Raw genomic sequence first — 23,462 nt, 5'->3', positions numbered from 1 at the left:
TTCACTTCCATTCGTTCTGAAGTTGAGTTCCAGGCTCGCCGGAGGGGGCGATGCCGCGGCGTTGAAGAGCGTAGCCAAGGAGTTCGGAAACCGCGGGGCCCGCCACGACCGAGCCCGACTTGAACCCCTTAATTCCGTAGACGAACACGCCGACGACGAGTTGCGGGTCATCCATCGGGGCCATCGAGATAAACGATGAGGTGTACGTTCCCCCGGGCACCTGCGCCGTTCCGGATTTTCCACCGACCGCGTAGCCCGCGACGCTACCGGCAGCCTTGCCATCATCATCGACGTCGTTATCCATGAGGGCCCTCATGGTCGCAGCGGTCTCACTCGAGACCACGCGAGTGTGCTCTCCCTCGGGCTCCGGGGTGAAAGAGCCGTCATTAGCGACGCGTCCCTTGACGATGCGCGGCTGAATGTGCACACCGTCGTTCCCAAACGTCCCCACCGCCGAGGTGATCTGTAGCGCGGTGACGGCGTATCCCTGGCCAAAGGCCGTCGCGTACTGCGTACGCCCGCGCCAGTCCTTCGCCGCGTGGAGGATGCCTGCGGATTCACCGGGGAGGTTCACTGCAGTTTTCGCGCCGAACCCAAACCCCCGCAAGTACTCTTCCCGCTTTTCCTTCGGGACCCGCTCAGCGATTTCGACCGTGCCGACGTTGGAGCTGTGCTTCAGGACTCCGGCGAGCGTGTAGTGCGCTACGGGGTGCTCGTGCGAGTCCTTGATACTCTCTCCGCCAAATTCCTTGCGGTAGGGGATCGTGAAGTGGTCGTCGACCTTTGCCTTGCCCTCGTTGATCACCGTAGCCACGGTGAACAGTTTGCCTGTGGAGCCGGGCTCGAAGACGTTGGAAACGGACTGGTTTCCGCGGTACTTTGCGTCGGACGCGCCCGGGTTGTTCGGATCGTACGTGGGGTAGTCCGCGAGCGCGAGAACATGGCCGGTCTTGGGATCGATCACCACGGCCGAACCGCCGCTGCCACCAAAATCCTTGACGCGCTGCGCAAGAATTTCCTGGGCGCGGTATTGAAGGTCTCGATCGATCGTGAGCTCGATGCTTTCACCGTCGATCGCTTCTTTTTCATGGACCTTAGCCGAGGGGATGAGTTGGCCGCCCGCACCCCGCTCGTACTGGCGTTCGCCGTCGGTCCCTCGCAGAATCTTGTCGAATGACAGCTCAGCGCCCGCGAGGGCCGTGCCGTCGGAGCCCGTGAAGCCCACGATATTACCGGCGACCTGGCCCGCCGGGTACAGACGCTCGGCGACTCGCTCCGAGGTGACACCACCGATCTTGAGTTGCTTGACGGCAGCCTCAACCTCCGGACTCACGTCTTTCGCGAGGACGGTGTAGCCCGATTTACCCGTGAGCTTCTCTTCGAGCTCCTCCACGCTCATCTGCAAAAGAGGTGAAAGCTCCATCGCGACGGCCTTGACTCCCTTGACCGTCGCCGTTTGAGACTTTGCTCGGTACTCGGGCATCTGACGCTGGTCCACAATGATCGTGTAGCGCTCGGTGCTCGTCGCGAGCACCTGCCCGTTCGCGTCGAGAATATCGCCGCGTAGAGCTGGAACTGGCTCGGTGTGCAAGCGCTTCGCCCGGGCCTCAGCCGCGAGCTCCGCCGAGTTGATGCCCTGAATCCACACCAGGCGCAGGCTGATCGCGAGGGCCGCAATCAGCATGAGCGCCACGATCACGCGGTGGCGGCGATAAGGCTCATACCCGTTCCGGGCACGCGCGGCGCCGGCCGATTGACGGGAAGCGTGAGAACGCCCGTCACGCACGGTGCGCGGCGGGCGGCTGCGAGAATCTCGCGGCGGACGGGAATTCGGCACGTCTAGCGCGCCCTCTCGTTACCCATGCCGTAATCGTAAAGATTCTTCGGCGCTTTTGTGACGTGCGGAACGAGCGCGGCCGCTCCCTGCGTCGCGGCCGCAGCCTCACCGATGATGCTGCCGTTCGCGAGATCGATGTAGGCGACCTTCCCTGCAGGCACCATCCCGAGCTCACGTGCCTGGCGCTCAAGCTCCTGTGGTGTTCCGAGAAGATCCGACTTCTCCTCGAGCATCTGCGTCTGCTCGCTCAGTTCACGCGATTCGCGCTGGAGCTTCGCGACCTCGTAGCTCATGTTCGTCATCGAAATGTTGAGCAATAGGGTCGCGACCACGGCGCCGAGCAGCACGAGGGTGCACAGCACCGTGAACGGGATGGAGCTGCGTTGGATGTGCGGGCGCGAGACAAGCGCGAGGTTCGCCTTGCGCGCATGAGCAGGGGCGAAGCCAGCACGCCTGCGTGAGGCGGGGGATGCAGCGAGCTGTGCCATAGCTATGAGATCTCCGGTGGTGTTATGCGTTCAATGGCGCGCAAACGCACGCTTGCGGAACGGGGGTTGGTTTCTTGCTCGCTCGCTGGCGCCTTCATGGCGCCACGCTTCACGAGCGAAAAATCGGGGGCAAACTGAGCGAGGTCGACGGGCAATCCTTCGGGGGTCTTCGACGAGCTCGCCGCGGTGAAGGCTTCCTTGACCATTCGATCCTCGAGAGAGTGGTACGACTCGATCACGAGCCTCCCTCCCGGCGCGAGGGCCGCGAGAGCGTTGTCGAGCGCGCCGTGCAGGATGTCGAGTTCCTCATTCACGGCGATGCGCAACGCCTGGAAGGTGCGCTTGGCCGGGTGACCGCCTGAGTGGCGGGACTTCGCGGGAATGGACTTTTCGATCGCACTGACGAGCTGAGGGGAGCGCTCGAAGGGTTCCGACGCTCGTTCCTTCACGATCGTGCGCGCGATGCGCCTGGAAAACTTTTCTTCGCCGTAGCGGTAGAGGATGTTCGCAATGTCCTGCTCCGACCACGTGTTGAGGATGTCCGCCGCGGTGAGCGCATCTCCATCGGGGTTCATACGCATATCCAGCGGGGCATCTGCGCTGTATGCAAACCCGCGTTCGCGCGTATCAATCTGAAAACTCGAGAGCCCGAGGTCCATGAGGATGCCGTCGGCCCTATCGCGCCCCGCGTGTGCGAGCGCGTCGGCAACGCGATCGTACGTGGTGTGTACGAGAGTGAAACGCCCCTCGAAGCCTTCGCTCGTGAGCCGCTCACGCGCGAGACCAAGCGCGGCGCGGTCGCGGTCGATACCGACGAGATGCGCATGCGGGAAGGCTTCGAGCACCGCACAGGCGTGGCCAGCCATTCCAAGGGTGCAATCCACGTAGGTGGATTCTTCCCGCTCAAGCGCCGGTCGAAGGAGTTCGAGGCACTCCTCGCGCATGACGGGTGCGTGAAGCTGGGATGCGTCCATGCCGTGCCTCCCTTCGCGCTTCGCTTACTTTCGCCGTTGCGGCGCCGATGTCGTGGTCGTTTCGCGGGTGACGTCATACCGTCAGACATCTCCTCGCTTGCGTCCCGCCACCGGGGAAGATGCGTCGGGGCGCAAGCGAAGAGATGCCTCGCGGCACGTCGTCTAGAACAAACCTGGAACGATTTCGGTTGCCGTTTGAGCGAAGGCCTCCTCGGTCTGTCCCAGATATGTCTCCCACGCCTCGCTCGACCAGATCTCGATGCGATTACCGGCACCAATAACCGTGCATTCGCGATCGAGTCCCGCATACGAGCGAAGGTGCGAAGGAATGGTCACGCGCCCCTGCTTATCCGGCACGACGTCTTCCGCTCCCGAGAGGAGCACGCGGAGGTAATCGCGCGCGTCCTTGCTCGTGACCGGCGCCTGCCGCAACTGCTCGTGGAGACTCTCAAACTCACGCATGGGATACACCGTCACGCAGTGTTCCTGGCCGCGGGTCATGACGAGTCCAGCCGCGAGCTGGTCACGAAACTTTGCCGGAAAGATGAGCCGCCCCTTGTCATCGAGCTTGGGCGTGAAGGTGCCAAGAAACATGGGCACCTCCATTCCCCCGTTCAATTCGGGTGGACCTCTCCTTACGCCCCCACTTTACCCCACTTCCCACCACAAACAACACCCCCTCCCCCACTTTGTCACGAAATCGGCATAAAACTGCAGTTCATGGCAGTGGAGGCAAGTGGAGGAGATTCCCCGCACAGCTCTTCAAGCACCCAAAATCGGAGGGTTTTCCCAGACTCACCGCACTACCCGCAAGGAAATTGCGCGACACCGACCGAGACGCATTTACACACAAAATGCCTGTTCAGAACAGCTAATTGGCGCAAAGAGTGCACCGTCGCACCAAGGTCGCAGGATCCTGGAGGGCAACGCGGGTGGAGGAAAGTGGGGAGAGTGGAGGGAAGTGGAGGAGGCAGTGGAAAGTCAAGGGCGAGGGAAGCACGCTCTAGGACTTAGAACCTAAGGAATGCAGTAGAGAGCCGGGATCGAAGGACGATGCCGGTTTCCTTTATCGCTAGCGCTTGCCTACACAAATAAACCGGCTTCCCTTTCGTGAAGCCGGTTCCTACAGGACGATCCGGGCAACGGCGCCCGGGAAACGCTAGCGGTCGCGACCGCGTTCGTCCCAGCGATCTTCGAGTTTCTTCATGAAGCTCGACTGCTGAGACCCCTTGGAATTCTTCCCCGCAACTCCCTGCGTGAAGGACGGGTGCATCCGTCGAGGGTCATCGAGGGGAATGGTCTTTGGCTTTTCCGCTGAAAGACACACGAATGCCCCAACGACCATGACGATAAAGGCAAGAACACCGAGCCACACTGCCGGCAGCGACACCGCAAAAATCAGAAGCGCGAGACCACCGACGATGATGCCACCACCGAGCGCGATGCGGCGCGGGCTAAACGACGACGACTTTTCAGCCCCACCGAACTGGTGCGCAAGCGTGGGGTCATCGCTCGAGAGCTGCTTTTCGAGCTCGTCGAGGATCCTCTGCTCTTTTTCGGAAAGTGGCATTGGTGCCTCCTTACACCGAGACAAAGTAGGCCCTATCCACGCACGAGAGTGAGGGGCGCTGCTCGGCGGATCGTCGTGCCTTCAGTGTAGGCAGCAAACCTGAGATTCGGAAAACGCACTGCTACCGAGAGCCCCCGCCTCGCGTCTCGCCTGTGCCCGCATCCGTGCCGTCCTTCGCCTCAAGGTCACGTTTGTCGAGCCCGGACGCTCTGGCGAGCGACCTGACGCCGAAGCGTTCACGAGCACGGTCCATCGCCCGATCCACATCGCTCCACGTCGCCGATCGCCCTTCGAGATCACCCTGCGCATGCACACTCGAGGCAGGCACGAGGTGCTCGGCCCGCACCCCGAGAAGGCGCACGGCACCCACCCCCTCGAGAGCACGCTCGCACACGACGAGGGCGCGCTCACGAAACTCCTCGCTCTCCTGAACCGGAATGGGGAAGCTACCCGTTCTCGTGAGGCTCGACCAATCGGGGCGGCGAACCTTGATGGAGACGCTCTTCGCGGCCAGGCCCCGCCTGCGCAATCGGAACGAGACTTCGTCAGCCATGCTCGTTGCGATCGAGCGCAGCCGCACGGGATCAGCGATATCGGTCGAGAACGTACGCTCCTTTCCGATGCTCTTATCTTTCGCACTCGCGCCGACGGGACGCGGATCCTCGCCGCGCGCGAGCGCAAGCAGCGCGGGGGCGGCGGAGCCCACGGCTCTGTTCACAACGCTCGGAGGGAGGGCCGCAAGATCTCCGACGGTGACCACACCGAGGTTCGTGAATTTCTTCTGCGCGACGGGGCCCACGCCACCGATGGCGGAAAGCGGAAGCGGCGCAAGGAACTCAGCCGTGCGTTCAGGCTCAACGACGTCAATGCCGTGGGGCTTGGCGCGCGAGGACGCGATCTTCGCGACGGATTTTGAGATACCAACGCCCACGGAGCAGGTCAGGTGGACTTCGTCCCATACAGCCTGGCGGATGTCTCTCGCGATCGTTGCCGGCTCCCCTAGCAGGCGCTGCACCCCGGAGATATCGAGATACGCCTCGTCTACGCTTACCGCTTCCCGAAGGGGCGTAAACCGGTCGAGAACAGCCATGATCTGCGCGGACACGTCCCGATAGTGGGCGTGCCGACCGGGCAAAACAATCAGATCGGGGCACAGTGCACGCGCGCGGCTCATGGGCATCGCCGAGTGGACCCCGTATCGGCGTGCCTCGTAACTAGCGGTCGCGACGACTCCCCTGGGCCCATCGCCACCAACCGCAAGGGGGCGGCCCCGCAAACGCGGGTCGTCGCGAACTTCGACGGAGGCGAAAAAGGCATCCATGTCGACATGCGCGATGGCGCGCTGCCACGGCTCACCGTCCATGCCGCACCTCCCAACGCTTGATACTTAAGCCTACGCGGTCAGGCAGCGGCAAGAGCCTCAAGCCCGAGGAGCTCCTCCTTCACCGAGTGAACATAGGCGAGGGTCTGTTCCGCGTGCTCCTGCACGTCCTGCTCGGAGATTCGACTCGTGTGCTCCCAGTAGTGCTCCGCGCTACGGCGAAGCTCGACAAAACGCGCCGCCTCCCGTGCGCGCGCCCTGTGCATTCCGCCCATGCGCTCAAGCGCCACCCACACGTTCAGGGGCAGCTTGCGTTTCCTTTGAGTGTTTGCTCGGCGAATCGCGAGCCCCGCAATCTTGAGCGCTGCGCGGTGGACGCGCTCGAATCGTTCAGCGGCGCTCACGCCTGCCTCATCGAGGCTCGCGTGGATCTCGGCCTCGAAGGCTTCCAGACGATCCAGATCCGCGTTAAGGTCCCGAATTTCGCGCAGCGCCGCCGGCGCTGCCACTGTCATGGTCGATGTCATGATTCTTCCCCTTTCTCGACACTCACGACGATAGGAAGGGGGTGAGACATTTAAACTCGAGTCATGGCACGCAACCGTCGATCGAACCGGCTCCCCCTCCACCTCCCCTTCTTCGAGGACATTCCCACCAGCCACTCAGTCGTGCGGTTGGAACCCGAAACAGACGGCTCCTACACCGTGATCATCGACGGCATGGAAAGCTCCCACATCCACCCCGATCCCGAGCACCTCGTCTTCGAATACATGCGGTGGATCGCCCTGATTATGACGACGACGTACCCCAGTGAGACGGCACTGAACATCGCCCACCTCGGCGGCGGAGCCGCCTCGCTCCCCCGTGCTCTCGCCCATCATTTCCCCGCCTCCCGAAACTCCGTCATCGAACTCGACGCGAAGCTGATCAACCTCGTTCGCGAATGGGTCGACCTTCCCCCTTCGCCTCGCGTCGCCATTCGCGAGGGAGATGCCTTCGCCGTCCTTCCCACACTGCGCACGGCACGCTTCGACGTAGTGATACGCGACGTCTTCTCCAACTCCCGCACGCCCCTCGCCATGCGTAGCCTCGAAGCAGCACGCGAACAGCGCCGAATACTCAACGACGACGGCATGTTTCTCGCCAACATCGCCATGGACCGAGACCAGCACGAACTCGCCGATGAGATCGTCACGCTGCGCGAAGTCTTCGGCGAGATCGAGCTCATCGCGGAACCGAGCGCCATCAAGAAACGCCGCCGCTCTAACTGCATCGCCGTCTACGCGCCCGGCGGGCTCAGCGACGATGCCCGCAGAGCGATTCGAACCGACGCGGTGACAGTGCGCACTCTCGACAAAAAGACCGTCGACAAACTCGCCAGTGGCGGCAGCGTTGTTGAGCTCGGAGGCGATGCGAGCGCAGCCACCGTCGGACATTAAAAAAGTTCCGCACCCTGCACGGGTGCGGAACGAAAGCCTAGCGAGGCGAACCTACGCGAGCGAACGAACGTGCGCGGCCTGCGGGCCCTTGTCGCCGTCGACAACCTCGAACTCGACGCGCTGGCCCTCATCGAGGGTGCGGAAACCGTCCATGTCAATGCTCGTGTGGTGAACGAACACGTCAGCGCCGCCACCATCAACCTCGATGAAGCCGAAACCCTTTTCGGCGTTGAACCATTTAACTGAGCCCTGTGCCATGCGTGGACTCCCCTAACTTCTCGTACCAAACTGCGCGAAAACACGCGCAGGTACCATCATTCCACGCTGGATGTTCGCGCGCCCAGTTTCCCTTCAGCGTGTCGAGCGGATTCCTGCTGGCCACGCGAGCGCGCACACCGGGTTGGAACGCACATGAAAAGCGACCATAATGGAATGTCGCTTCCGCCTCCCGCGAAGGGACGCAAGCGAATCGTGACCCATCCTGGAAGGACCCAACGTGGCTTCCTCTGACGAGCAAATCGCCCTCGAGCAGCGCTACGCCGACCGAGTCTACGCACGCATCGACGAACAAATCGCACGCCTCGAAACGCAACTCACTGACGTCATCAGCGCCCAGACGGCGAGCACGCACCAAAACCGCAGCGAGCGAGACTCCTTCGCGACTTTCTACGAGGATCGGATCGGGCTGCTGAGGTCCGTCTCAGAGAACGCTATTTTTGGCCGGCTCGACAGGTCCGACGCCACCCGGCACTACATTGGGCGCATCGGCGTGTTCACCGCTGAAGGCACCCAACTCCTGGTCGACTGGCGCGCCCCCGCAGCCGCCGCGTTTTACCAGGCAACGCCGAGGCACCCGCAGGGCGTTCGCTTGCGTCGGCACCTCGTCACTTCGGGACGCACCGTGACCGATATCGAAGACGACGTTCTCGACGGCACGCTCCTCGACTCAGATGAGCACCATTCGAGCCTCCAGGGAGAAGGGGCACTCCTTGCGGCGGTCTCCGCGAAACGCACGGGCCGCATGGGCGATATCATCGCGACAATCCAGGCCGAACAAGATCGCATTATCCGCCACGAAACACGCGGCGCGCTCGTTGTGCAGGGAGGCCCCGGCACCGGCAAGACTGCCGTCGCCCTCCACCGCGCGGCTTACCAGCTCTATACGCACCGTAAGAGGCTCGAGCATTCGGGCGTTCTCATCGTTGCCCCCACGCGCGGCTTCCTGCGCTACATCGAGCGCGTGTTGCCCAGCCTCGGCGAAACAGGCGTCGTCACCCTCACGCCGGGCGAACTCGTTCCGGGCGTGCGGGCAGACACACACGATCGCGAAGACGTCGCCCGCGTCAAAGGGTCCCTCGCGATGGCAAAGGTTCTGCGCCGTGCCGTCAAGGCGCGCCAGCAAGTTCCCAAAGGCCCCATCGACCTCAATATCGACGGGGTCCACATCACTCTCACTCCGGGCGATGTCCGTGCAGCGCGCGCGGAGGCCCGCGCGACGGGCAGGCCGCACAACCATGCACGCACAACCTTCGTACGCGCCGCACTCGACCGCCTCGTTGAGGCCTATGTCGCCGAGCTCACGCGCCTCGAACGCCCGTGGGCAGAGGAGGACCGCGCGGATCTCCTCCACGATCTGCGAACGAACCACGACGTCAAAGTCGCCCTCAACCGGTGCTGGCTGCCATACAGCCCGCAATCCTTCGCCCGTTCATTCTTCGCGAGCATCGAGCGGCTGGTTCACGCGGCGGGCGACCACATGAGCGCGCGGGAGATCAAGCTTCTTCACCGCTCGAAGGACGCCGAGTGGACGATCGAAGACGTCGCCCTCCTCGACGAAATCGCGGAGCTCCTCGGTGAAGACGACACCGCCACGCAGCGCGAGAAGGACAAGGCTCGCACCACCGAACGCTCAAACCTCGAGTATGCCGAAAAGGTGCTGTCCATGATTGATTCCGAGGGGATCGTCAGCGCAGCTGAACTCGCCGCTCAGGTTGGCGCACGGCGCGACAGCCGCTCCCTCGCCGAGAAAGCTGCAGCGGATCGCACCTGGACCTACGGCCACATCGTGGTCGACGAGGCACAAGAGCTCTCGCCGATGATGTGGCGTGCACTCATGCGTCGAAACCCCACGAAATCGTTCACGATCGTGGGCGATGTGGCGCAGACCTCCTCGGTCTCCGGCGCCGACTCGTGGGATCACGCACTTTCGCCTTTTCTTGAGGATCGGGCCAGCATCGAGGAGCTCACCGTCAATTACCGCACGCCGTCGCGGATCATGCGTCACGCCTCCGCACTCGCTGCCGCACACGGCTTGCGAGTGACGGAGGTCAGGAGCGTGCGCGAAGGTGAACACGACGTACGTTTCCGGCACACACGTGCCGACAGGGTCATCGAGGAGGCAGTTAACGAGGCGCGCACGCTTGCCGACCTCACGCAGGGCCGCGTGGCGATCCTTTGCCTCACCGAGGATCTTGATGCCCTCTTGGCGGGAGCTTCAGCCGTATTCGGCGCCTCGGCAGTGGGCCGTGGTTCGATCGGTGTGGACAGAGAAGTTTCCGTGATGACTCCGACAGATGCCAAGGGACTCGAGTTCGACGCGGTCGTCATCGTGCGCCCCGCCGAGATTCTCACGAGCCATGCTCGCGGCGCTAACGATGTGTACGTCGCGCTCACGCGGCCGACTCAGGCGCTCAGCGTGGTCTATTCGGGAGATCTCCCCGCCGGATTAGGCGCGTAGGGCCCGGCGGCTTCTGGGCTCTGGCGGAAGCGCCCGCTTTGGCGGGGGCATGAAAGAACCGATGGCCGCGGCTTCCCCTCCGCGACCATCGGCCAAGAAAATCATACAGTGTTTCTCGAGGGCCTCCGACCACTTTTCTCAAAATCTCTCCAGCAAGGGGTCATGCCGCCAGATCCTTGCCTGCTCCGGAGGAAAAAGGCGGAAGCCCTGGCTGCTGAGGTCAGGGCAGGAAACGCGCATCGCCGATCAACCTTCGGCTCGTTCAACTCGCCCCACAGGGGTGCAGCGCCCTACTTCTCGCCCTCGGTTCGTAGTTCCTCGATGGCCGACTCAAAGTCCTCAAGGCAGTCGAATCCGCGATAGACGCTCGCGAAACGAAGGTAGGCGACGAGGTCCAGCTCTTTGAGCGGCTGCAGAATCGCGAGGCCTACGTCGTGGGCGTCGATCTCCGACACACCCTTGAGACGAATCGCCTCCTCCACGCGCTGCGCGAGGACCGCGAGTTGGTCGTCTGTCACCGGTCTGCCCTGGCATGCTTTACGCACGCCGGAAATCACCTTGGATCGCGAGAATGGTTCACTCACGCCAGAGCGCTTATGGACCGCGAGCGAGGCTGATTCCGTAGTCGAGAATCGCTTATTGCACGCAGGGCACTGCCGACGGCGGCGGATGGTCATGCCGTCGTCGGCTGTACGCGAGTCCACGACGCGCGAATCTTCATTCCTACAAAAAGGGCAGTGCACCCCGAAATTCTACCAGGGCACCCCATTCATACTCCGAGGCCCTACCCGCTAGAGCGTGGGCAGCGCGAGCTCCTGACCCGGGTGAATCACGGTGCCATCGAGACCGTTGACGTCCTGGACAAGCATGAGATAGTCGCGAACATCGGTGCCTGCAGGCGCGTTAGCCGAGACAATGCTCCAGAGGCTCTGCCCCTCCTCGACCTGAACGGTCGTGTACGACACGGCTCCCTCAGCACCCGCGACCGCCGCAGGCGAGAAAAAGACAACGCCGGCAACGATTGCCGAAGCAGCGAGTACGAGCGCAATGAGCGATGCCACGACGATGCGGCCGCGGCGAGTAAGACGAAGGCGAACATTCTTTCGAACCGGCTGAGTGCTACACGTAGAAGTAGTCATTTTTAGAATCCTTGTTCGATTGACGACATGACGAGCGTACGATCATCTGTTCGAAAAAGTCAAGACATTTTCGAACACATGTTTGGAACAAGCGTTCTGTTCCGGTACCTTTGAGGTACGCCTCAACTCAACAACGGGGGTGAGACATTTAAACTCGCCCCACCGAAAGGAACGGCGCATGGCACCCTCAGCTCACGGCTCTTCAGCTGGCGCCCCCGCCCTCACCGAACGCCAACAACGCATTCTTGAGACGATCGCCCGCTCCATCCGCGCAAATGGTTACGCGCCCACGATGCGCGAAATCGGCGAAGCAGTGGGCCTCCAGTCACCGTCGTCGGTCTCCCACCAACTCTCGGAACTCGAGCGCAAGGGATACATCCGCAAAGATCCGAAACGCCCCCGCACGCTCTGGCTCGTGGAAGCAGATGAGGAAGGCGAGCCGCTCCCGAGCGAATTCGAAGCACCCGGCTCGCCCGCCGTCAATGTCCCACTCGTGGGCACGATCGCGGCCGGCGTGCCGATCACCGCTGAGGAACAGGTAGAAGATGTTTTTGCGCTCCCGACCCAGCTCGTGGGCGATGGCGAACTCTTCCTGCTCAAGGTTCAGGGTGATTCGATGATCGATGCCGCCATTTGCGACGGCGACTGGGTCGTCGTCCGCCAGCAGAAGGTTGCGGAAAAAGGCGAGATTGTCGCGGCCATGATCGATGGCGAGGCGACAGTGAAGACTTTCGCACGAAGCGACGGGCACGTGTGGCTCATGCCCCACAACCCTGCCTTCACACCGATCCTTGGCGACGAAGCCGAAATCCTCGGCAAAGTCGTGGCGGTTCTCCGCGCGGTCTAGAGATTGCCTGGATGCGGTGGCGCAGCGAGCTCTGTGCGCAGTCGCTCGAGTGCGGCAAGCGCGACGGCGCTATCGCGCGTCGTCCACAGCGGAGGAATTGCCTGGCGAATCACGCCTCCATAGGACTTCGTCGCGAGCCTCGAATCAAGCACCGCTAGCATTCCACGGTCGCTCTCGGCGCGGATAAGTCGCCCGGCTCCTTGCGCCATGCTGAGTGCCGCCTGTCGAACGGCTACCTCGTAGAAACCGTTGCGCCCGAGTCGGGCGTATTTCTCTTGTCTCGCTGAAGCGAGCGGATCATCGGGCCGAGGGAATGGGATCCTGTCAATGAGCACAAGGCGGCAGGCCTCGCCGGCGACGTCAATGCCCTGCCAAAACGTTCGCGTCCCGAACAGACAGGTGTCACGACTCTGTCGGAATCGCGAAGCGAGCGCCGCGTTCGAATCCTCTCCTTGCAGGAGCACCGTGCGCCCGGTCATCCGTCGAACATACTCCGCCGCCTCCTCGGCCGCTCGGCGGGAGGAGAAGAGTCCGAGCGCTCCTCCTCCGGCGGCGTCAATGAGTTCGACGATGTGGTCAAGTGTCGCGCTCGAGATACCCTCGCGCCCCGGGGCGGGAAGATGCGAGGCGACATAGAGAATCCCTTGCTGGGCGTACGCGAAGGGAGAGCCCACATCGAGGGCCGACCACCACTCGCGCACAGCATCCTCGCTTCGAGTGGCACCAACGTCGCTTTCAGGCTCGGCATGCTTGTCAGCGCGAAGCCCGAAAGAGAACGCGGCGCTTTCAAACCGGCCGCCGAACGTGAGCGTCGCCGAGGTAAAAATCGATGTGCGCTCATCGAGGATCCGGGTTTTCACGAGGCCAGCGACGCTGAGTGGAGCGACGTCGATAAATGTTCGGCCGAGGGCTTCGCTGTGATTGAGGTAGACGACATCGTCCTCGTGGGGCGCGAGCAATCTCTCGCACACGTCGATGATTTGTTGCAGCTTTGCACGCACGGATGTGCGCGCCCCCGCAGTCGTCGCATCGGAGCTATCACCGGCATTTTTGGCTTCCTCGCGTGCCGACTCAGCTTCGGCGCGGATCGCCGCGAGAGTGTCTCGCAGCCGGGCTTCGAGTTCGCCACGCACCCTCCCGTCGGGGAGCGGGGCGAGAGCTTCCTGGAGGGCACTTCCCGCATCGTCAAGTTCAAGTGCGCTCACGCCGAGGCTCCTCAGCTCCCGAACGGCGCCGCGAATCGCGCCCTGATGCAGCGATTCGGTCACCGAGGACGTCACGCGGTCAACAAACTCGTGGGCCTCGTCGATGACTACGACATCGTGCTCGGGGATGATCCCGTGCCCGTCGAAGGCGTCAATGGCGTAGAGCGCATGGTTTGTCACGATGACGTCGGCCTCGCGCGCGAGTGCGCGATTGCGTTCCGCGAAGCATTCGTCGTGGAATGGGCAGGAAGAGCCAATGCACTGGGAGCCGGTCACGGAGACCTGGCGCCACGCTCGGTCCGACACCGGGGTGTCGAGATCGTCGCGGTCACCCGTATCTGTCGTCTGCGCCCACTCGCGCAGCCTCTGCACCTGCGCGCCGAGTCGTTCGGAGTCGTGCTTGACTCCCGTGACCGAAGCCTCGGCGAAGAGTGAACCTTCCTCGAGTTCGTCGGGATAGCCGCCCTCCAGCTTGTGGAGGCACACGTAGTTGCCGCGCCCCTTAAGGAGACTGAAGCTCGGCACACGCTCGAGTTTCGTCCCGAGGGCTTCAACAATGCGAGGGAGGTCCTTGGCGACGATCTGGCTTTGCAGCGCGAGCGTCGCGGTCGTGATGACGACGGGGGTGCCGCGATCAATCGCGCGTTTGAGGGCGGGAACGAGGTATGCGAGGGACTTGCCCGTGCCCGTCCCTGCCTGCACGAGGAGGTGGCGGCGCAGCTCGATGCTTCGCTCGATGGCGTGAGCCATGGCCCGCTGCCCCGGGCGATCTGCGCCGCCGACTGCGGCGACCGCTGTCGCGAGTAGCTGGTCGAGGTCCGTGCCTGATGCGTTCACTGGCGCGCGGCGGCGAGTTCGGAAGCGAGAGTTTCGTCGACGCGTGCCACGAGGCGCGTGCCCTCAGCGAGGAATTCCTCGCTGACGAGCTCGCCCTGAGTGTGCACGCGCGAGACGAGGTCGCCGCGCGTGTAGGGCACGACGACATCGATGTCGACCGAGGGCCGCGGGAGCATGTCGGCGATGAGTGCACGCAACTCCTCGATGCCTTCACCCGTGCGGGCCGACACGACGGCCGCGTGTTCCACTTGCGAGCGCAGACGCGCGATCGTTTCGGGACTCGCGAGATCCGCTTTGTTCAGAGCCACGATTTCTGGCACGTCGAAGCCTTCAATATCAGCGAGAACGGCGCGTACAGCGCGAATCTGCCCCTCGGGATCGGGGTGGGAGGCATCGACGACGTGCAGGAGGAGGTCCGCCCCGGAGACTTCCTCGAGGGTTGAGCGGAAGGCCTCCACGAGCTCGGTGGGAAGGGAGCGCACGAATCCGACGGTATCCGCAAACGTGAATTCGCGACCGTCGGGCGTCACGGACCTGCGCACGGTTGGGTCGAGTGTCGCAAACAGGGCGTTTTCAACGAGAACGCCGGCCCCAGTGAGACGGTTAAGCAGGGAGGACTTCCCGGCGTTGGTGTATCCGGCAATCGCAACAGAGGGAATGTTGTGACGTTTGCGGTCGGCGCGTTTGGCCTCGCGCGAGGGGGCCATCGCCTTGATGTCGCGCCTGAGCTTAGCCATGCGCGTGCGGATGCGGCGGCGGTCTAGTTCGATTTTCGTTTCGCCGGGGCCGCGGGAACCGATCCCGGCGCCACCGGCAACGCGGCCACCCGCCTGGCGCGACATCGACTCGCCCCAACCGCGCAGGCGCGGCAGGAGGTACTCGAGCTGCGCAAGCTCGACCTGGGCCTTACCTTCGCGGGATTTTGCGTGCTGGGCAAAAATGTCGAGGATGAGGGCCGTACGATCGATGACCTTGACCTTGATAATGTCCTCGAGCGCGCGGCGCTGCGAAGGGGCAAGCTGCCCGTCGCAGATCACGGTGTCAGCACGAAGGTCGGCCACAATCTCGGCGAGTTCCTTCGCCTTGCCCGAACCGAGGAAGGTGGCAGGGTCGGGGTGGGCACGGCGCTGCATGACGCCGTCGAGAACGCGTGAGCCCGCAGTCTCGGCAAGCGCTGCGAGCTCGCGCATCGAGTTTTCTGCGTCTTCGACGTTGCCGGTCGTGAAAAGCCCCGCGAGCACGACGTTCTCAAGTCGAAGCTCGCGGTATTCAACCTCGGTGACGTCTTCGAGATCGGTGCGAAGTTGATCGACGCGGCGCAGAGAGTGGCGCTCGGCGAGATCGAGTTGGTCGCCGTCGGCATCGCTCTCATACGTTGTCGCCGAGATCGAGGCGTCGCCGCGTGAGAGGACGCGCTGCATAATCGAGGATTCGCGGGCGTCGCTTCCCGCATTCTCGGGCTCCGCTGCCTGCGGTGCTGCGTGTGATGTCTCGAATTCGGGATCGGGGACGAAGGGTGTCAAGTGCGCCTTTACTCCAGGTTCTCTCAAGTGGGGCCTCGCGTGAGGTCTGCGTATAAGTGTGTCACGTCCGAACCCGATGCGGGAGCTTTTCGCGTTCTGCGCCACTACACTCCTTGCTGTGACAAGCGACGCCCATTACTTCTCTCCCGCGCCCGGTACGGACCTGGAGCGCCGCGACCTGCGCGTGCACCTCGCTGGTGCCGAACGGAGCCTCGTGAGCGCGAAGGGTCTGTTCAGTTTCGATGGGCTCGACAAGGCAACCGCAATACTCCTCGACCATGCGGAGTTGTTCGCACCGCTCGCACCTAAAAGCGAGGTTCTCGATATTGGCTGCGGCTGGGGCCCGATTGCACTGAGCCTCGCGCTTACCCAACCGGACTGCCACGTCACGGCGATTGATGTCAATCCACACGCACGTGCCATCACGCGCGAGAACGCCGCACGGCTCGGCCTGTCAAACGTCACTGTCGCCGCGCCAGACGAGATTCCCGAGAGTGCCCGCTTCGATGCGCTCTGGTCGAATCCGCCGATCCGTATCGGCAAGAGTGAACTGCACACTGTGCTTACGCGGTGGATCGGCCAGCTCCGCGGGACGGGTACGGCCGCGATGGTCGTCGGGAAAAATCTAGGCGCCGATTCGCTCGCCACGTGGCTCGCGGGCCAATTCCCCACACGGCCGGTCGAGAAGGTCCATTCCTCGAAAGGGTTCCGCTTGCTCGGCGTAGGCCCGGAGCGCCCAGAAGTTTAGAATCGCTCGCGCATGGGGAGGCGTCGGAATTCCGACGCCCGCCTAGCCTTCCTACTTCCCTCGCTCGCGCGCTGGCCCGCCGCAGGTGAGCTCACCGAGTTCGGCCGGGCCCGTGAGAGTCATGCGCCCGTAGGGGTCCCAACCAATTTCGAGGCGCCCGCCGCGCACATCGACGCGCCACGGCTCGCGCGTGCCGTCCCCACGTGCCTCAGCGAGAGCGGCAACCACGGCAGTCGCGCCGGTTCCGCACGAGAGGGTCTCCCCCACCCCTCGCTCGAAAACCCGCATGGCGACGTGTCGCTCGCCGCGGATCTCCACAAACTCAATGTTCGTGCCATCTTCGGGCTCGGGTTCAAGCTCGGGGCGTTCGGTGAGGTCAAGCTCGTCAAGGCTGAGGTTTTCGGGTAGCTCCACGACAGTGTGGGGGTTGCCCACATTCACATCAGTGCCTTCGAGGAAGCGGTCGGCAACGCGGACGATCCTCGTGACACCTTCAAGTTCTGCGGCCCCCATGCCCACGCGCACCTGCCACTGTGGGCCTTCCTCAAGGATCTCGACCGTGCGTACACCCGCGCGAGTCATGACGTCGAACACCCGATCCTCAACGTAACCGCGGTCAGCGAGAAACGCTGCGTAGGCCCGAACGCCGTTGCCGCACATTTGCGCAATCGTGCCATCAGCATTGCGATAGTCCATAAACCACTCGGGGACCGTGTCGAACCCCTGGCTTGCCGGATCACCGAGGCATCGCGTACGAATCGCGCGGATCACCCCGTCCACTCCCGTGGGGCCCGCGAGCTCACGCACGCGTGCGCTGTTGAGCTCGCCTCGACCCGCAGGATCGTCGATCATCACAAAATCGTTTTTGGTGGCGCTCGCGTAGCTTAGAGCCTTGCGCGCGTTGGGGCATGAAGATGCAGTGGCCATGGCTCGATCATAGGCACGCGCGCGCGGGACCTCACACCTCAGCGTTTGACGGGCACCTAGCGGCGTGCGCAATCTCGCGCTCAATCACGGCGAGCGCTTCGTCGGAATCCTCCCCCGGCACCCACGTGAGCCGCGTATCCCGCCTGAACCACGTGTCCTGCTTGCGCACGAGACGGCGGGTATTGGTGATCGTCGACTCGATCGCTTGCTCGAGACTCCAGTGGCCCCGCACGTGCTTGATCATTTGGGCGTAGCCGATCGCCTGGCGCGCCGTCACCCCGCGCTCAAGGCCCGCATCGAGCAGTCCCTCGACCTCGTCGCGAAACCCGGTTTCAACCATGCGATGCACGCGCTTCTCGACGCGCTCGTGGAGCGTGTCCCGGTCGAGCTTCACGGCGACGTACGCGATCGCCGGATCGTGGAACGTGTAGGTCGGCAGGAACGCGGAGAACGGCTTTCCGGTGAGGCGGTGCACCTCGAGCGCTCGCACGATTCGACGCTCGTCCCGCGGCGCAATTTTCGCGGCTGCATCGGGGTCTGCTGCGGCGAGCTGGGCGTGGGCGGCTCCGGTGCCGATCGCTAGCACGTGAGACTCGATCTCCTCGCGCACAGCGGGGTCCGACGGTGGAAAAGCCATCACGTCGGTGAAGGCTCGCACGTAGAGTCCCGAGCCCCCAACGACAACCGGAATCTTGCCCCTTTCGCGGATCTCGCTCGCAATCCGGCGTGCATCCGCCTGGAACGTTGCGACGCTCGCCTCTTCGGTGACGTCGAGAATATCGAGGAGATGATGGGGAACACCGCGGCGCTCGCTCGGGGTCACCTTGGCGGTCCCCACATCCATTCCGCGGTAAAACTGGAGAGCGTCAGCGTTGATCACTTCGCCTCCGAAACGGCGGGCAGTCTCGATCGCGAGGGCGCTCTTGCCCGTTGCAGTCGCGCCCGCAATCACGACAAGCGGCGGCACCTGTCCAGCGCCACTGTCGTGGCCCCCACCACCGTTCACCGCATGTGCCACGTGAACTCCCTTCGATCTCACCACTGCTCGTTCGCGCACCGAGCCGAAAGCCGCTAGCGTGGACTTCACGCAGCCACCGGCCCGGACACCACAGAAAGGCAGCCGATGCCCAACGGCCACTCACACGAAGCCGCACTCGCAGGCGAAGAACTCAGCATCGAACGTCTCAAGGAGTCCCTCGGGCGGCTCGGCTATGCCTTCGTCGAGGATGATGACACCCCCACCGTGTTGCGTGCGCGCTTTGACCACTATCCTTTCACGTTCGCAGTCGCCGGCGAGCACTCGCACATCCTCGTCATCCGGGGACGCTGGGACGAGCTACTCGCCGTGCAGCAGAAACTCGAAGCGACGCGCCTATGCAACCACTGGAACATGGAACGCATGTGGCCGAAAGCGTACGTGCGCCGCGAGAATGACTCGGTGCTCGGCGTGTACGGCGAGCTGGTCTTCGATTATTTCTACGGGGTTAGCGACGACGCGATTGACCGCGCCATCACGTGCGCGCTATCAACGACGGTAGCGTTCTTCGCGAGCCTCTCGACACAGGTGAGCGACCAGGACGACGTCACCGCCTGAGCGCGTGCCCTCACCGCCCGATTCCGCCTAGCGCTCCGGGCGCCTGAGGCTCGGAAGACCGAGGCTCACGGGCCCACCGGGGCCGGGCGTGCCGCACGAGGCCGCGTCTTCATCGCCGTTCGCGCGGCGGCGTTCCCACGCGTCGCCCGAGCGGGTGCGACGCACCTCGAATTCGCCGCCTTCGGCACCCGAGTCGGCGATCAGGTAGAACGGGGCGGCTTTGGTCACGCGAGCACGGACGACATCACCGGGGCGAGGGCGGTCCGCCTCCGCATACCCTTCGGGCAGAGCAACGTGCACGAGCCGGCCGTCCTCGGCGCGGCCAGAGATGCGGTGCGTTTCGGAGTCTCGATCACCCTCGCCTTCGGCGATGAGGACGTTGACCTCTGCTCCGACCTTCTTCGCATTTTCTTCGGCCGCAATGCGATCCTGAAGCGCGACGAGCCTCTCGAATCGCTCCTGGACGACTGCCTTCGGGATCTGATCGTCCATTTCGGCGGCCGGAGTGCCCGGGCGCGGCGAGTACTGGAACATGAAGGCGCTCGAGAAACGCGAAGCCTCGACGACATCGAGAGTCTTTTGGAAGTCCTCTTCCGTTTCACCGGGAAAGCCGACGATGATGTCGGTCGTGATTGCTGCGTGCGGGATTTTCTCGCGCACCTTTTCGAGGATCCCGAGGAATTTCTTGGAGCGGTACGAGCGGCGCATCGCCTTGAGAACAGCGTCGCTGCCCGATTGGAGCGGCATATGCAGTTGCGGCATCACGTTGGGTGTTTCCGCCATCGCGTCAATGACGTCATCGGTAAACATCGCGGGGTGCGGCGACGTGAATCGCACGCGCTCGAGCCCCTCGATTTCGCCACACGCGCGCAAGAGCTTGGCAAACGCGCCCCGGTCGCCGAACTCCACTCCGTAGGAGTTCACGTTTTGACCAAGGAGAGTCACTTCAAGAGCTCCCTGGTTCACGAGTTCCTGAACCTCGGCGAGAATCTCGCCGGGGCGACGGTCCTTCTCCTTCCCTCGGAGGGAAGGAACGATGCAGAACGTGCACGTGTTGTTGCAGCCGACTGAAATCGATACCCAACCCGCGTACGCGCTTTCGCGCTTTGTGGGGAGAGTCGAGGGGAACACCTCGAGCGACTCAAGGATTTCCACCTGGGCCTCTTGTTGAACGCGAGCGCGGTCAAGAAGAACGGGGAGGGAACCGATGTTGTGAGTACCGAACACGACGTCGACCCAGGGTGCACGCTCAGTAATGGTGGCGCGATCCTTTTGGGCCAGGCACCCGCCGACGGCAATCTGCAAATTGGGGTTGGCATCTTTCGCAGGGCGGAGCTGGCCGAGGTTACCGTAGAGCCGGTTGTCGGCGTTTTCGCGCACGGCGCACGTGTTGAAGACGATGACATCGACGTCGCCGTTCAACGGGTCGGCGCCGTCGGCGGCCGGCGTATAGCCTGCCTGCTCTAAGAGGCCCGTGAGGCGCTCAGAGTCGTGGACGTTCATTTGGCAGCCGAACGTGCGCACTTGGTAGGTGCCGCGTGCCGGCGCGTCATTGTCGTTCAGGATCGCTGTTTCGCTCATGGTGTTTCAAGGATACGTAGCCCCGTGGGTTCGGGCACGGTCAGGACCAGGTGACTCCCGCCGCATCAAGCTCGCGATTGAGCACGAAGAGCGTGAGGTTTTCCGAGTAGCCTCGGCGCGCGAGTGCGCCGCCAATGCGCCGAAGGGCCGCCCCTCGATCAAGGTTTTCAGCCCCTCCGCTTTTACGAAGCTCCTTCGCAAGCCGTTCTCTCGCGAGGATCTGGCAGCGCTCCTTTTCGCTGTCGTACGGAGCGGTCTCCGCGAGAACGGTGTCGATATCGGGCGCACCGACGCCTTTATTTTCGAGTTCTCGACGCAAAGCGGCTGTGCCAAGGAGTTTGCTCTCGCGTCGCTGCTCTACCCAGGCGCGTGCAAAGCCTTCGTCATCGATGAGTCCAGCGGTATCGAGACGCCGCATGATCTCTTCGAGAACATCAACTTCATGCACGCGCTGCGCGAGCTTTGCGCGAATCTCCGCCTCGCTGCGCTGACGGTGGCCGAGTAGGCCGAGCACATACCGGCATTCCTTGACGACGACCTTTTCCGTTTCGTGATCGCGGAATACTCCACCTCGACACGGGTTGCTGCCCTCCCCAGGTGCGGCTTCCCCCGCTTCGATGGCGGCGATGTGCTCGGCAAGCTCTTCAACGACGCCCGCGCGCCAATCCTCTTGCCCAGCCCGAACGTGGGGGCGAGGCTCAGATTTGCGCAGGGACGTCATCGTCTACGAATTCGCCGTCCCCCACAGGAGCATCGGCAGCGGCCTTCTTAGCGGACTCATCTGCATACTGGCCAATGCCGAGCTTCATAAGGATCTTCTGTTCGATATCTGCGGCGAGATCCGGATTGTCCTTGAGGAACTGGCGCGCATTTTCCTTGCCCTGGCCGAGCTGATCGCCATCGTACGTGTACCACGCACCGGACTTGCGCACGATGCCGTTTTCGACGCCGAGATCGATGAGGCCACCTTCGCGAGAAATGCCTTCGCCGTAAAGGATGTCGAATTCGGCCTGCTTGAAGGGCGGAGCCATCTTGTTCTTCACGATCTTGACGCGAGTGCGGTTGCCAACCGCGTCGGTACCCTGCTTGAGGGTCTCGATTCGACGAATGTCCATGCGCACCGAAGCATAGAACTTGAGTGCTTTACCACCCGTGGTGGTTTCGGGGCTGCCGAAGAACACGCCGATCTTTTCGCGAAGCTGGTTAATGAAGATAGCGGTGGTGCCACTCGAATAGAGCGCACCGGTAAGCTTGCGAAGCGCTTGTGACATGAGGCGCGCCTGGAGGCCCACGTGAGAGTCCCCCATCTCGCCTTCGATTTCAGCCTTTGGCGTGAGTGCCGCGACGGAATCGACGACGAGGACGTCGATCGCGCCCGAGCGCACGAGCATGTCGGCGATTTCGAGAGCCTGCTCGCCGGTGTCGGGCTGCGACACGAGAAGTGCATCGATATCGACGCCGAGCTTCTTCGCATATTCCGGATCGAGGGCGTGCTCCGCATCGATGAAGGCAGCAATACCACCCGCCCGCTGCGCGTTTGCAATCGCGTGGAGCGCAACCGTGGTTTTACCGCTGGACTCCGGGCCGTAGATCTCGACAACGCGACCGCGGGGAAGACCACCGATACCGAGCGCGACGTCAAGTGCGACCGACCCCGTGGGAACGACTTCGACGGGCGGGCGTGTGTCGTCGCCAAGGCGCATAATCGAGCCTTTGCCGAACTGACGGTCAATCTGTGCGAGCGCGTTTTCGAGCGACTTATCGCGATCCTTGGCGGCAGCTGCCATGGCGGTTCCTTTCGTTTGTCACCCCGTTACGAGGTGGACTCTCGCTTGACCCTTCCAACGGTAAACGGGGGTGAGACATTTAAACCCGACCCCGGCACAGGTGTGGATGCACACGCACCGTGGAGGCCGAACAACACCATCGTAAACGAACACCTGTTCGATTTGCACGTTAATGCGCACGCGTGTTCGATTCTTGTCACGCCTTTCGCCGCCACACGCTCACGCGCGCGGACGCGCCTCGGGCGGGACCTCCCAGCGCATGTGCACAGGCACATCCATGTCATCACACAGCGCGTGCCACACTTCTTTAACGGGGTAGCCCGCCTCAATCGCCTGGTTCGGGGTTAGGTTCCCGCACGTCACAAGCGCGAATTCACGACAGTACGTATGCGCGAGTTCGGCACCAAAGACATAGGCGGCGAGCTCACGAAACTCGCTTCGCCTCACGTTGACTACCGCGCCAGCGCGTATTCGGCGCCCTGGACGCCCCGCTCAAGTTCGGCGGGAACGGTGTCGGGAATAACGATGCCCTCTTCGAGTGCCACGCGATCTGCAACTTCGCGGAGAATCACCGACATGGGGTAACCGAGAGCTTCGGTCACGGAGGCGAGCAGTTCACTCGAGGCCTCCTTTTGGCCGCGCTCGATTTCGCTCAAGTAGCCGAGCGAGACTCGCGCATCGGCCGATACCTGACGCAGAGTCTTGCCCTGGCGGCGACGCGCCTCACGCAAAACGCCGCCGAGTTCCTGGCGGAAGAGCACCATGCGAGATTCTCCCTTCCTTGTCAGTGTTCCGCGCCGCGGTACTGCCGACTCGCGGCCCAGCACGGACGCCGGGCGCGACCCCGTGGCCGTCACCCATTTTCGTTGCCTGGGAGCACCAGCTCCCGCATTTTTGTACGTATTCAC

At 63.1% G+C, this 23,462-nt stretch carries 24 protein-coding genes; 5 read left to right on the top strand and 19 right to left on the bottom strand.

The features are described 5' to 3' along the window. Position 1 precedes the first annotated feature (1 nt). The 7 genes from E6X30_RS07660 to E6X30_RS07630 all read right to left on the bottom strand — a co-directional run bounded on the left by E6X30_RS07660 (position 2) and on the right by E6X30_RS07630 (position 6,717). Positions 2-1,837 carry a penicillin-binding protein 2 gene (locus E6X30_RS07660; RefSeq protein WP_232049669.1) on the bottom strand — a complete coding sequence of 612 codons (1,836 nt, stop codon included), beginning with the start codon at positions 1,835-1,837 and terminating at the stop codon, positions 2-4. Between the two features lie 2 nt (positions 1,838-1,839). Further along, positions 1,840-2,325: a septum formation initiator family protein gene (locus E6X30_RS07655; protein WP_016662993.1), complete on the bottom strand. Its 486-nt coding sequence runs from the start codon at positions 2,323-2,325 to the stop codon at positions 1,840-1,842. A 2-nt stretch (positions 2,326-2,327) separates the two neighbouring features. After that, positions 2,328-3,299: a 16S rRNA (cytosine(1402)-N(4))-methyltransferase RsmH gene (gene rsmH / locus E6X30_RS07650; protein ID WP_016662994.1), complete on the bottom strand. Its 972-nt coding sequence runs from the start codon at positions 3,297-3,299 to the stop codon at positions 2,328-2,330. A gap of 162 nt (positions 3,300-3,461) precedes the next feature. After that, positions 3,462-3,893: a division/cell wall cluster transcriptional repressor MraZ gene (gene mraZ / locus E6X30_RS07645; RefSeq protein ID WP_016662995.1), complete on the bottom strand. Its 432-nt coding sequence runs from the start codon at positions 3,891-3,893 to the stop codon at positions 3,462-3,464. A 565-nt stretch (positions 3,894-4,458) separates the two neighbouring features. Then, positions 4,459-4,869 carry a DUF3040 domain-containing protein gene (locus E6X30_RS07640; protein ID WP_016662996.1) on the bottom strand — a complete coding sequence of 137 codons (411 nt, stop codon included), beginning with the start codon at positions 4,867-4,869 and terminating at the stop codon, positions 4,459-4,461. 121 nt (positions 4,870-4,990) lie between these two features. Then, on the bottom strand, positions 4,991-6,232 hold the full coding sequence (gene dinB / locus E6X30_RS07635) for a DNA polymerase IV (protein WP_016662997.1): 1,242 nt from the start codon (positions 6,230-6,232) through the stop codon (positions 4,991-4,993). A gap of 38 nt (positions 6,233-6,270) precedes the next feature. Beyond that, positions 6,271-6,717, bottom strand: coding sequence for a hypothetical protein (locus E6X30_RS07630; RefSeq protein ID WP_016662998.1), 447 nt, complete (start codon positions 6,715-6,717; stop codon positions 6,271-6,273). Positions 6,718-6,780: 63 nt separating this feature from the next. Between E6X30_RS07630 and E6X30_RS07625 the strand changes: the two genes are divergently transcribed. Beyond that, entirely contained in the window at positions 6,781-7,629 is an 849-nt protein-coding gene (locus tag E6X30_RS07625; protein WP_016662999.1) for a spermidine synthase, read from the top strand. Between the two features lie 51 nt (positions 7,630-7,680). On the opposite strand, the gene E6X30_RS07620 is transcribed toward E6X30_RS07625, so the two are convergent. Next, positions 7,681-7,887: a cold-shock protein gene (locus E6X30_RS07620; protein ID WP_016663000.1), complete on the bottom strand. Its 207-nt coding sequence runs from the start codon at positions 7,885-7,887 to the stop codon at positions 7,681-7,683. Between the two features lie 238 nt (positions 7,888-8,125). On the opposite strand from E6X30_RS07620, the gene E6X30_RS07615 reads away from it, so the two are divergent. Further along, positions 8,126-10,366, top strand: a complete 2,241-nt coding sequence (locus tag E6X30_RS07615; protein ID WP_016663001.1) for a hypothetical protein — start codon at positions 8,126-8,128, stop codon at positions 10,364-10,366. 290 nt (positions 10,367-10,656) lie between these two features. Here E6X30_RS07615 and nrdR read toward each other — a convergent pair whose 3' ends face one another. Both nrdR and E6X30_RS07605 read right to left on the bottom strand, forming a co-directional pair. Beyond that, positions 10,657-11,109 (bottom strand): transcriptional regulator NrdR, encoded by a 453-nt coding sequence (gene nrdR, locus E6X30_RS07610; RefSeq protein ID WP_034370179.1) that lies wholly within the window; start codon positions 11,107-11,109, stop codon positions 10,657-10,659. 48 nt (positions 11,110-11,157) lie between these two features. Beyond that, positions 11,158-11,505 carry a LysM peptidoglycan-binding domain-containing protein gene (locus tag E6X30_RS07605; protein ID WP_016663003.1) on the bottom strand — a complete coding sequence of 116 codons (348 nt, stop codon included), beginning with the start codon at positions 11,503-11,505 and terminating at the stop codon, positions 11,158-11,160. Between the two features lie 178 nt (positions 11,506-11,683). Between E6X30_RS07605 and lexA the strand changes: the two genes are divergently transcribed. After that, positions 11,684-12,352: a transcriptional repressor LexA gene (lexA, locus tag E6X30_RS07600; RefSeq protein ID WP_016663004.1), complete on the top strand. Its 669-nt coding sequence runs from the start codon at positions 11,684-11,686 to the stop codon at positions 12,350-12,352. Here lexA and E6X30_RS07595 read toward each other — a convergent pair. Both E6X30_RS07595 and hflX read right to left on the bottom strand, forming a co-directional pair. Then, entirely contained in the window at positions 12,349-14,394 is a 2,046-nt protein-coding gene (locus tag E6X30_RS07595; RefSeq protein ID WP_316335977.1) for an ATP-dependent DNA helicase, read from the bottom strand. The two genes, lexA and E6X30_RS07595, sit on opposite strands and share 4 nt — an antisense overlap. Next, entirely contained in the window at positions 14,391-15,815 is a 1,425-nt protein-coding gene (hflX, locus tag E6X30_RS07590; RefSeq protein ID WP_084813966.1) for a GTPase HflX, read from the bottom strand. Before hflX ends, E6X30_RS07595 begins: the two co-directional genes overlap by 4 nt. Positions 15,816-16,035: 220 nt before the next feature. Here hflX and E6X30_RS07585 point away from each other — a divergent pair, with 220 nt between their 5' ends. Continuing rightward, complete coding sequence (locus tag E6X30_RS07585) at positions 16,036-16,665, top strand: class I SAM-dependent methyltransferase (protein ID WP_016663007.1); 630 nt, start codon at positions 16,036-16,038, stop codon at positions 16,663-16,665. 51 nt (positions 16,666-16,716) lie between these two features. Here E6X30_RS07585 and dapF read toward each other — a convergent pair whose 3' ends face one another. Both dapF and miaA read right to left on the bottom strand, forming a co-directional pair. Further along, on the bottom strand, positions 16,717-17,592 hold the full coding sequence (dapF, locus tag E6X30_RS07580) for a diaminopimelate epimerase (protein WP_016663008.1): 876 nt from the start codon (positions 17,590-17,592) through the stop codon (positions 16,717-16,719). A gap of 31 nt (positions 17,593-17,623) precedes the next feature. After that, positions 17,624-18,610 carry a tRNA (adenosine(37)-N6)-dimethylallyltransferase MiaA gene (miaA, locus tag E6X30_RS07575; RefSeq protein WP_016663009.1) on the bottom strand — a complete coding sequence of 329 codons (987 nt, stop codon included), beginning with the start codon at positions 18,608-18,610 and terminating at the stop codon, positions 17,624-17,626. A gap of 105 nt (positions 18,611-18,715) precedes the next feature. Here miaA and E6X30_RS07570 point away from each other — a divergent pair, with 105 nt between their 5' ends. Further along, the gene (locus tag E6X30_RS07570; protein WP_016663010.1) at positions 18,716-19,186 is read left to right on the top strand and encodes a YbjN domain-containing protein; all 471 of its coding nucleotides are present in this window, start codon (positions 18,716-18,718) and stop codon (positions 19,184-19,186) included. Between the two features lie 27 nt (positions 19,187-19,213). On the opposite strand, the gene miaB is transcribed toward E6X30_RS07570, so the two are convergent. The 5 genes from miaB to E6X30_RS07545 form a co-directional block, all read right to left on the bottom strand. Further along, positions 19,214-20,767 (bottom strand): tRNA (N6-isopentenyl adenosine(37)-C2)-methylthiotransferase MiaB, encoded by a 1,554-nt coding sequence (gene miaB / locus E6X30_RS07565; protein WP_016663011.1) that lies wholly within the window; start codon positions 20,765-20,767, stop codon positions 19,214-19,216. Between the two features lie 40 nt (positions 20,768-20,807). Next, entirely contained in the window at positions 20,808-21,488 is a 681-nt protein-coding gene (locus E6X30_RS07560; protein ID WP_051120582.1) for a regulatory protein RecX, read from the bottom strand. Next, positions 21,466-22,554 (bottom strand): recombinase RecA, encoded by a 1,089-nt coding sequence (gene recA, locus E6X30_RS07555; RefSeq protein ID WP_016663013.1) that lies wholly within the window; start codon positions 22,552-22,554, stop codon positions 21,466-21,468. Before recA ends, E6X30_RS07560 begins: the two co-directional genes overlap by 23 nt. Positions 22,555-22,773: 219 nt before the next feature. Continuing rightward, positions 22,774-23,001 (bottom strand): DUF3046 domain-containing protein, encoded by a 228-nt coding sequence (locus E6X30_RS07550; RefSeq protein WP_016663014.1) that lies wholly within the window; start codon positions 22,999-23,001, stop codon positions 22,774-22,776. 5 nt (positions 23,002-23,006) lie between these two features. Beyond that, a complete protein-coding gene (locus tag E6X30_RS07545) occupies positions 23,007-23,318 on the bottom strand; it encodes a helix-turn-helix domain-containing protein (protein ID WP_016663015.1) in 312 nt (103 codons plus the stop codon). Positions 23,319-23,462: the final 144 nt, after the last annotated feature.

This window comes from Dermabacter sp. (assembly GCF_032550575.1).
GTDB lineage: Bacteria > Actinomycetota > Actinomycetes > Actinomycetales > Dermabacteraceae > Dermabacter > Dermabacter hominis.
This window is presented reverse-complemented; position numbering and strand designations above follow the sequence as displayed.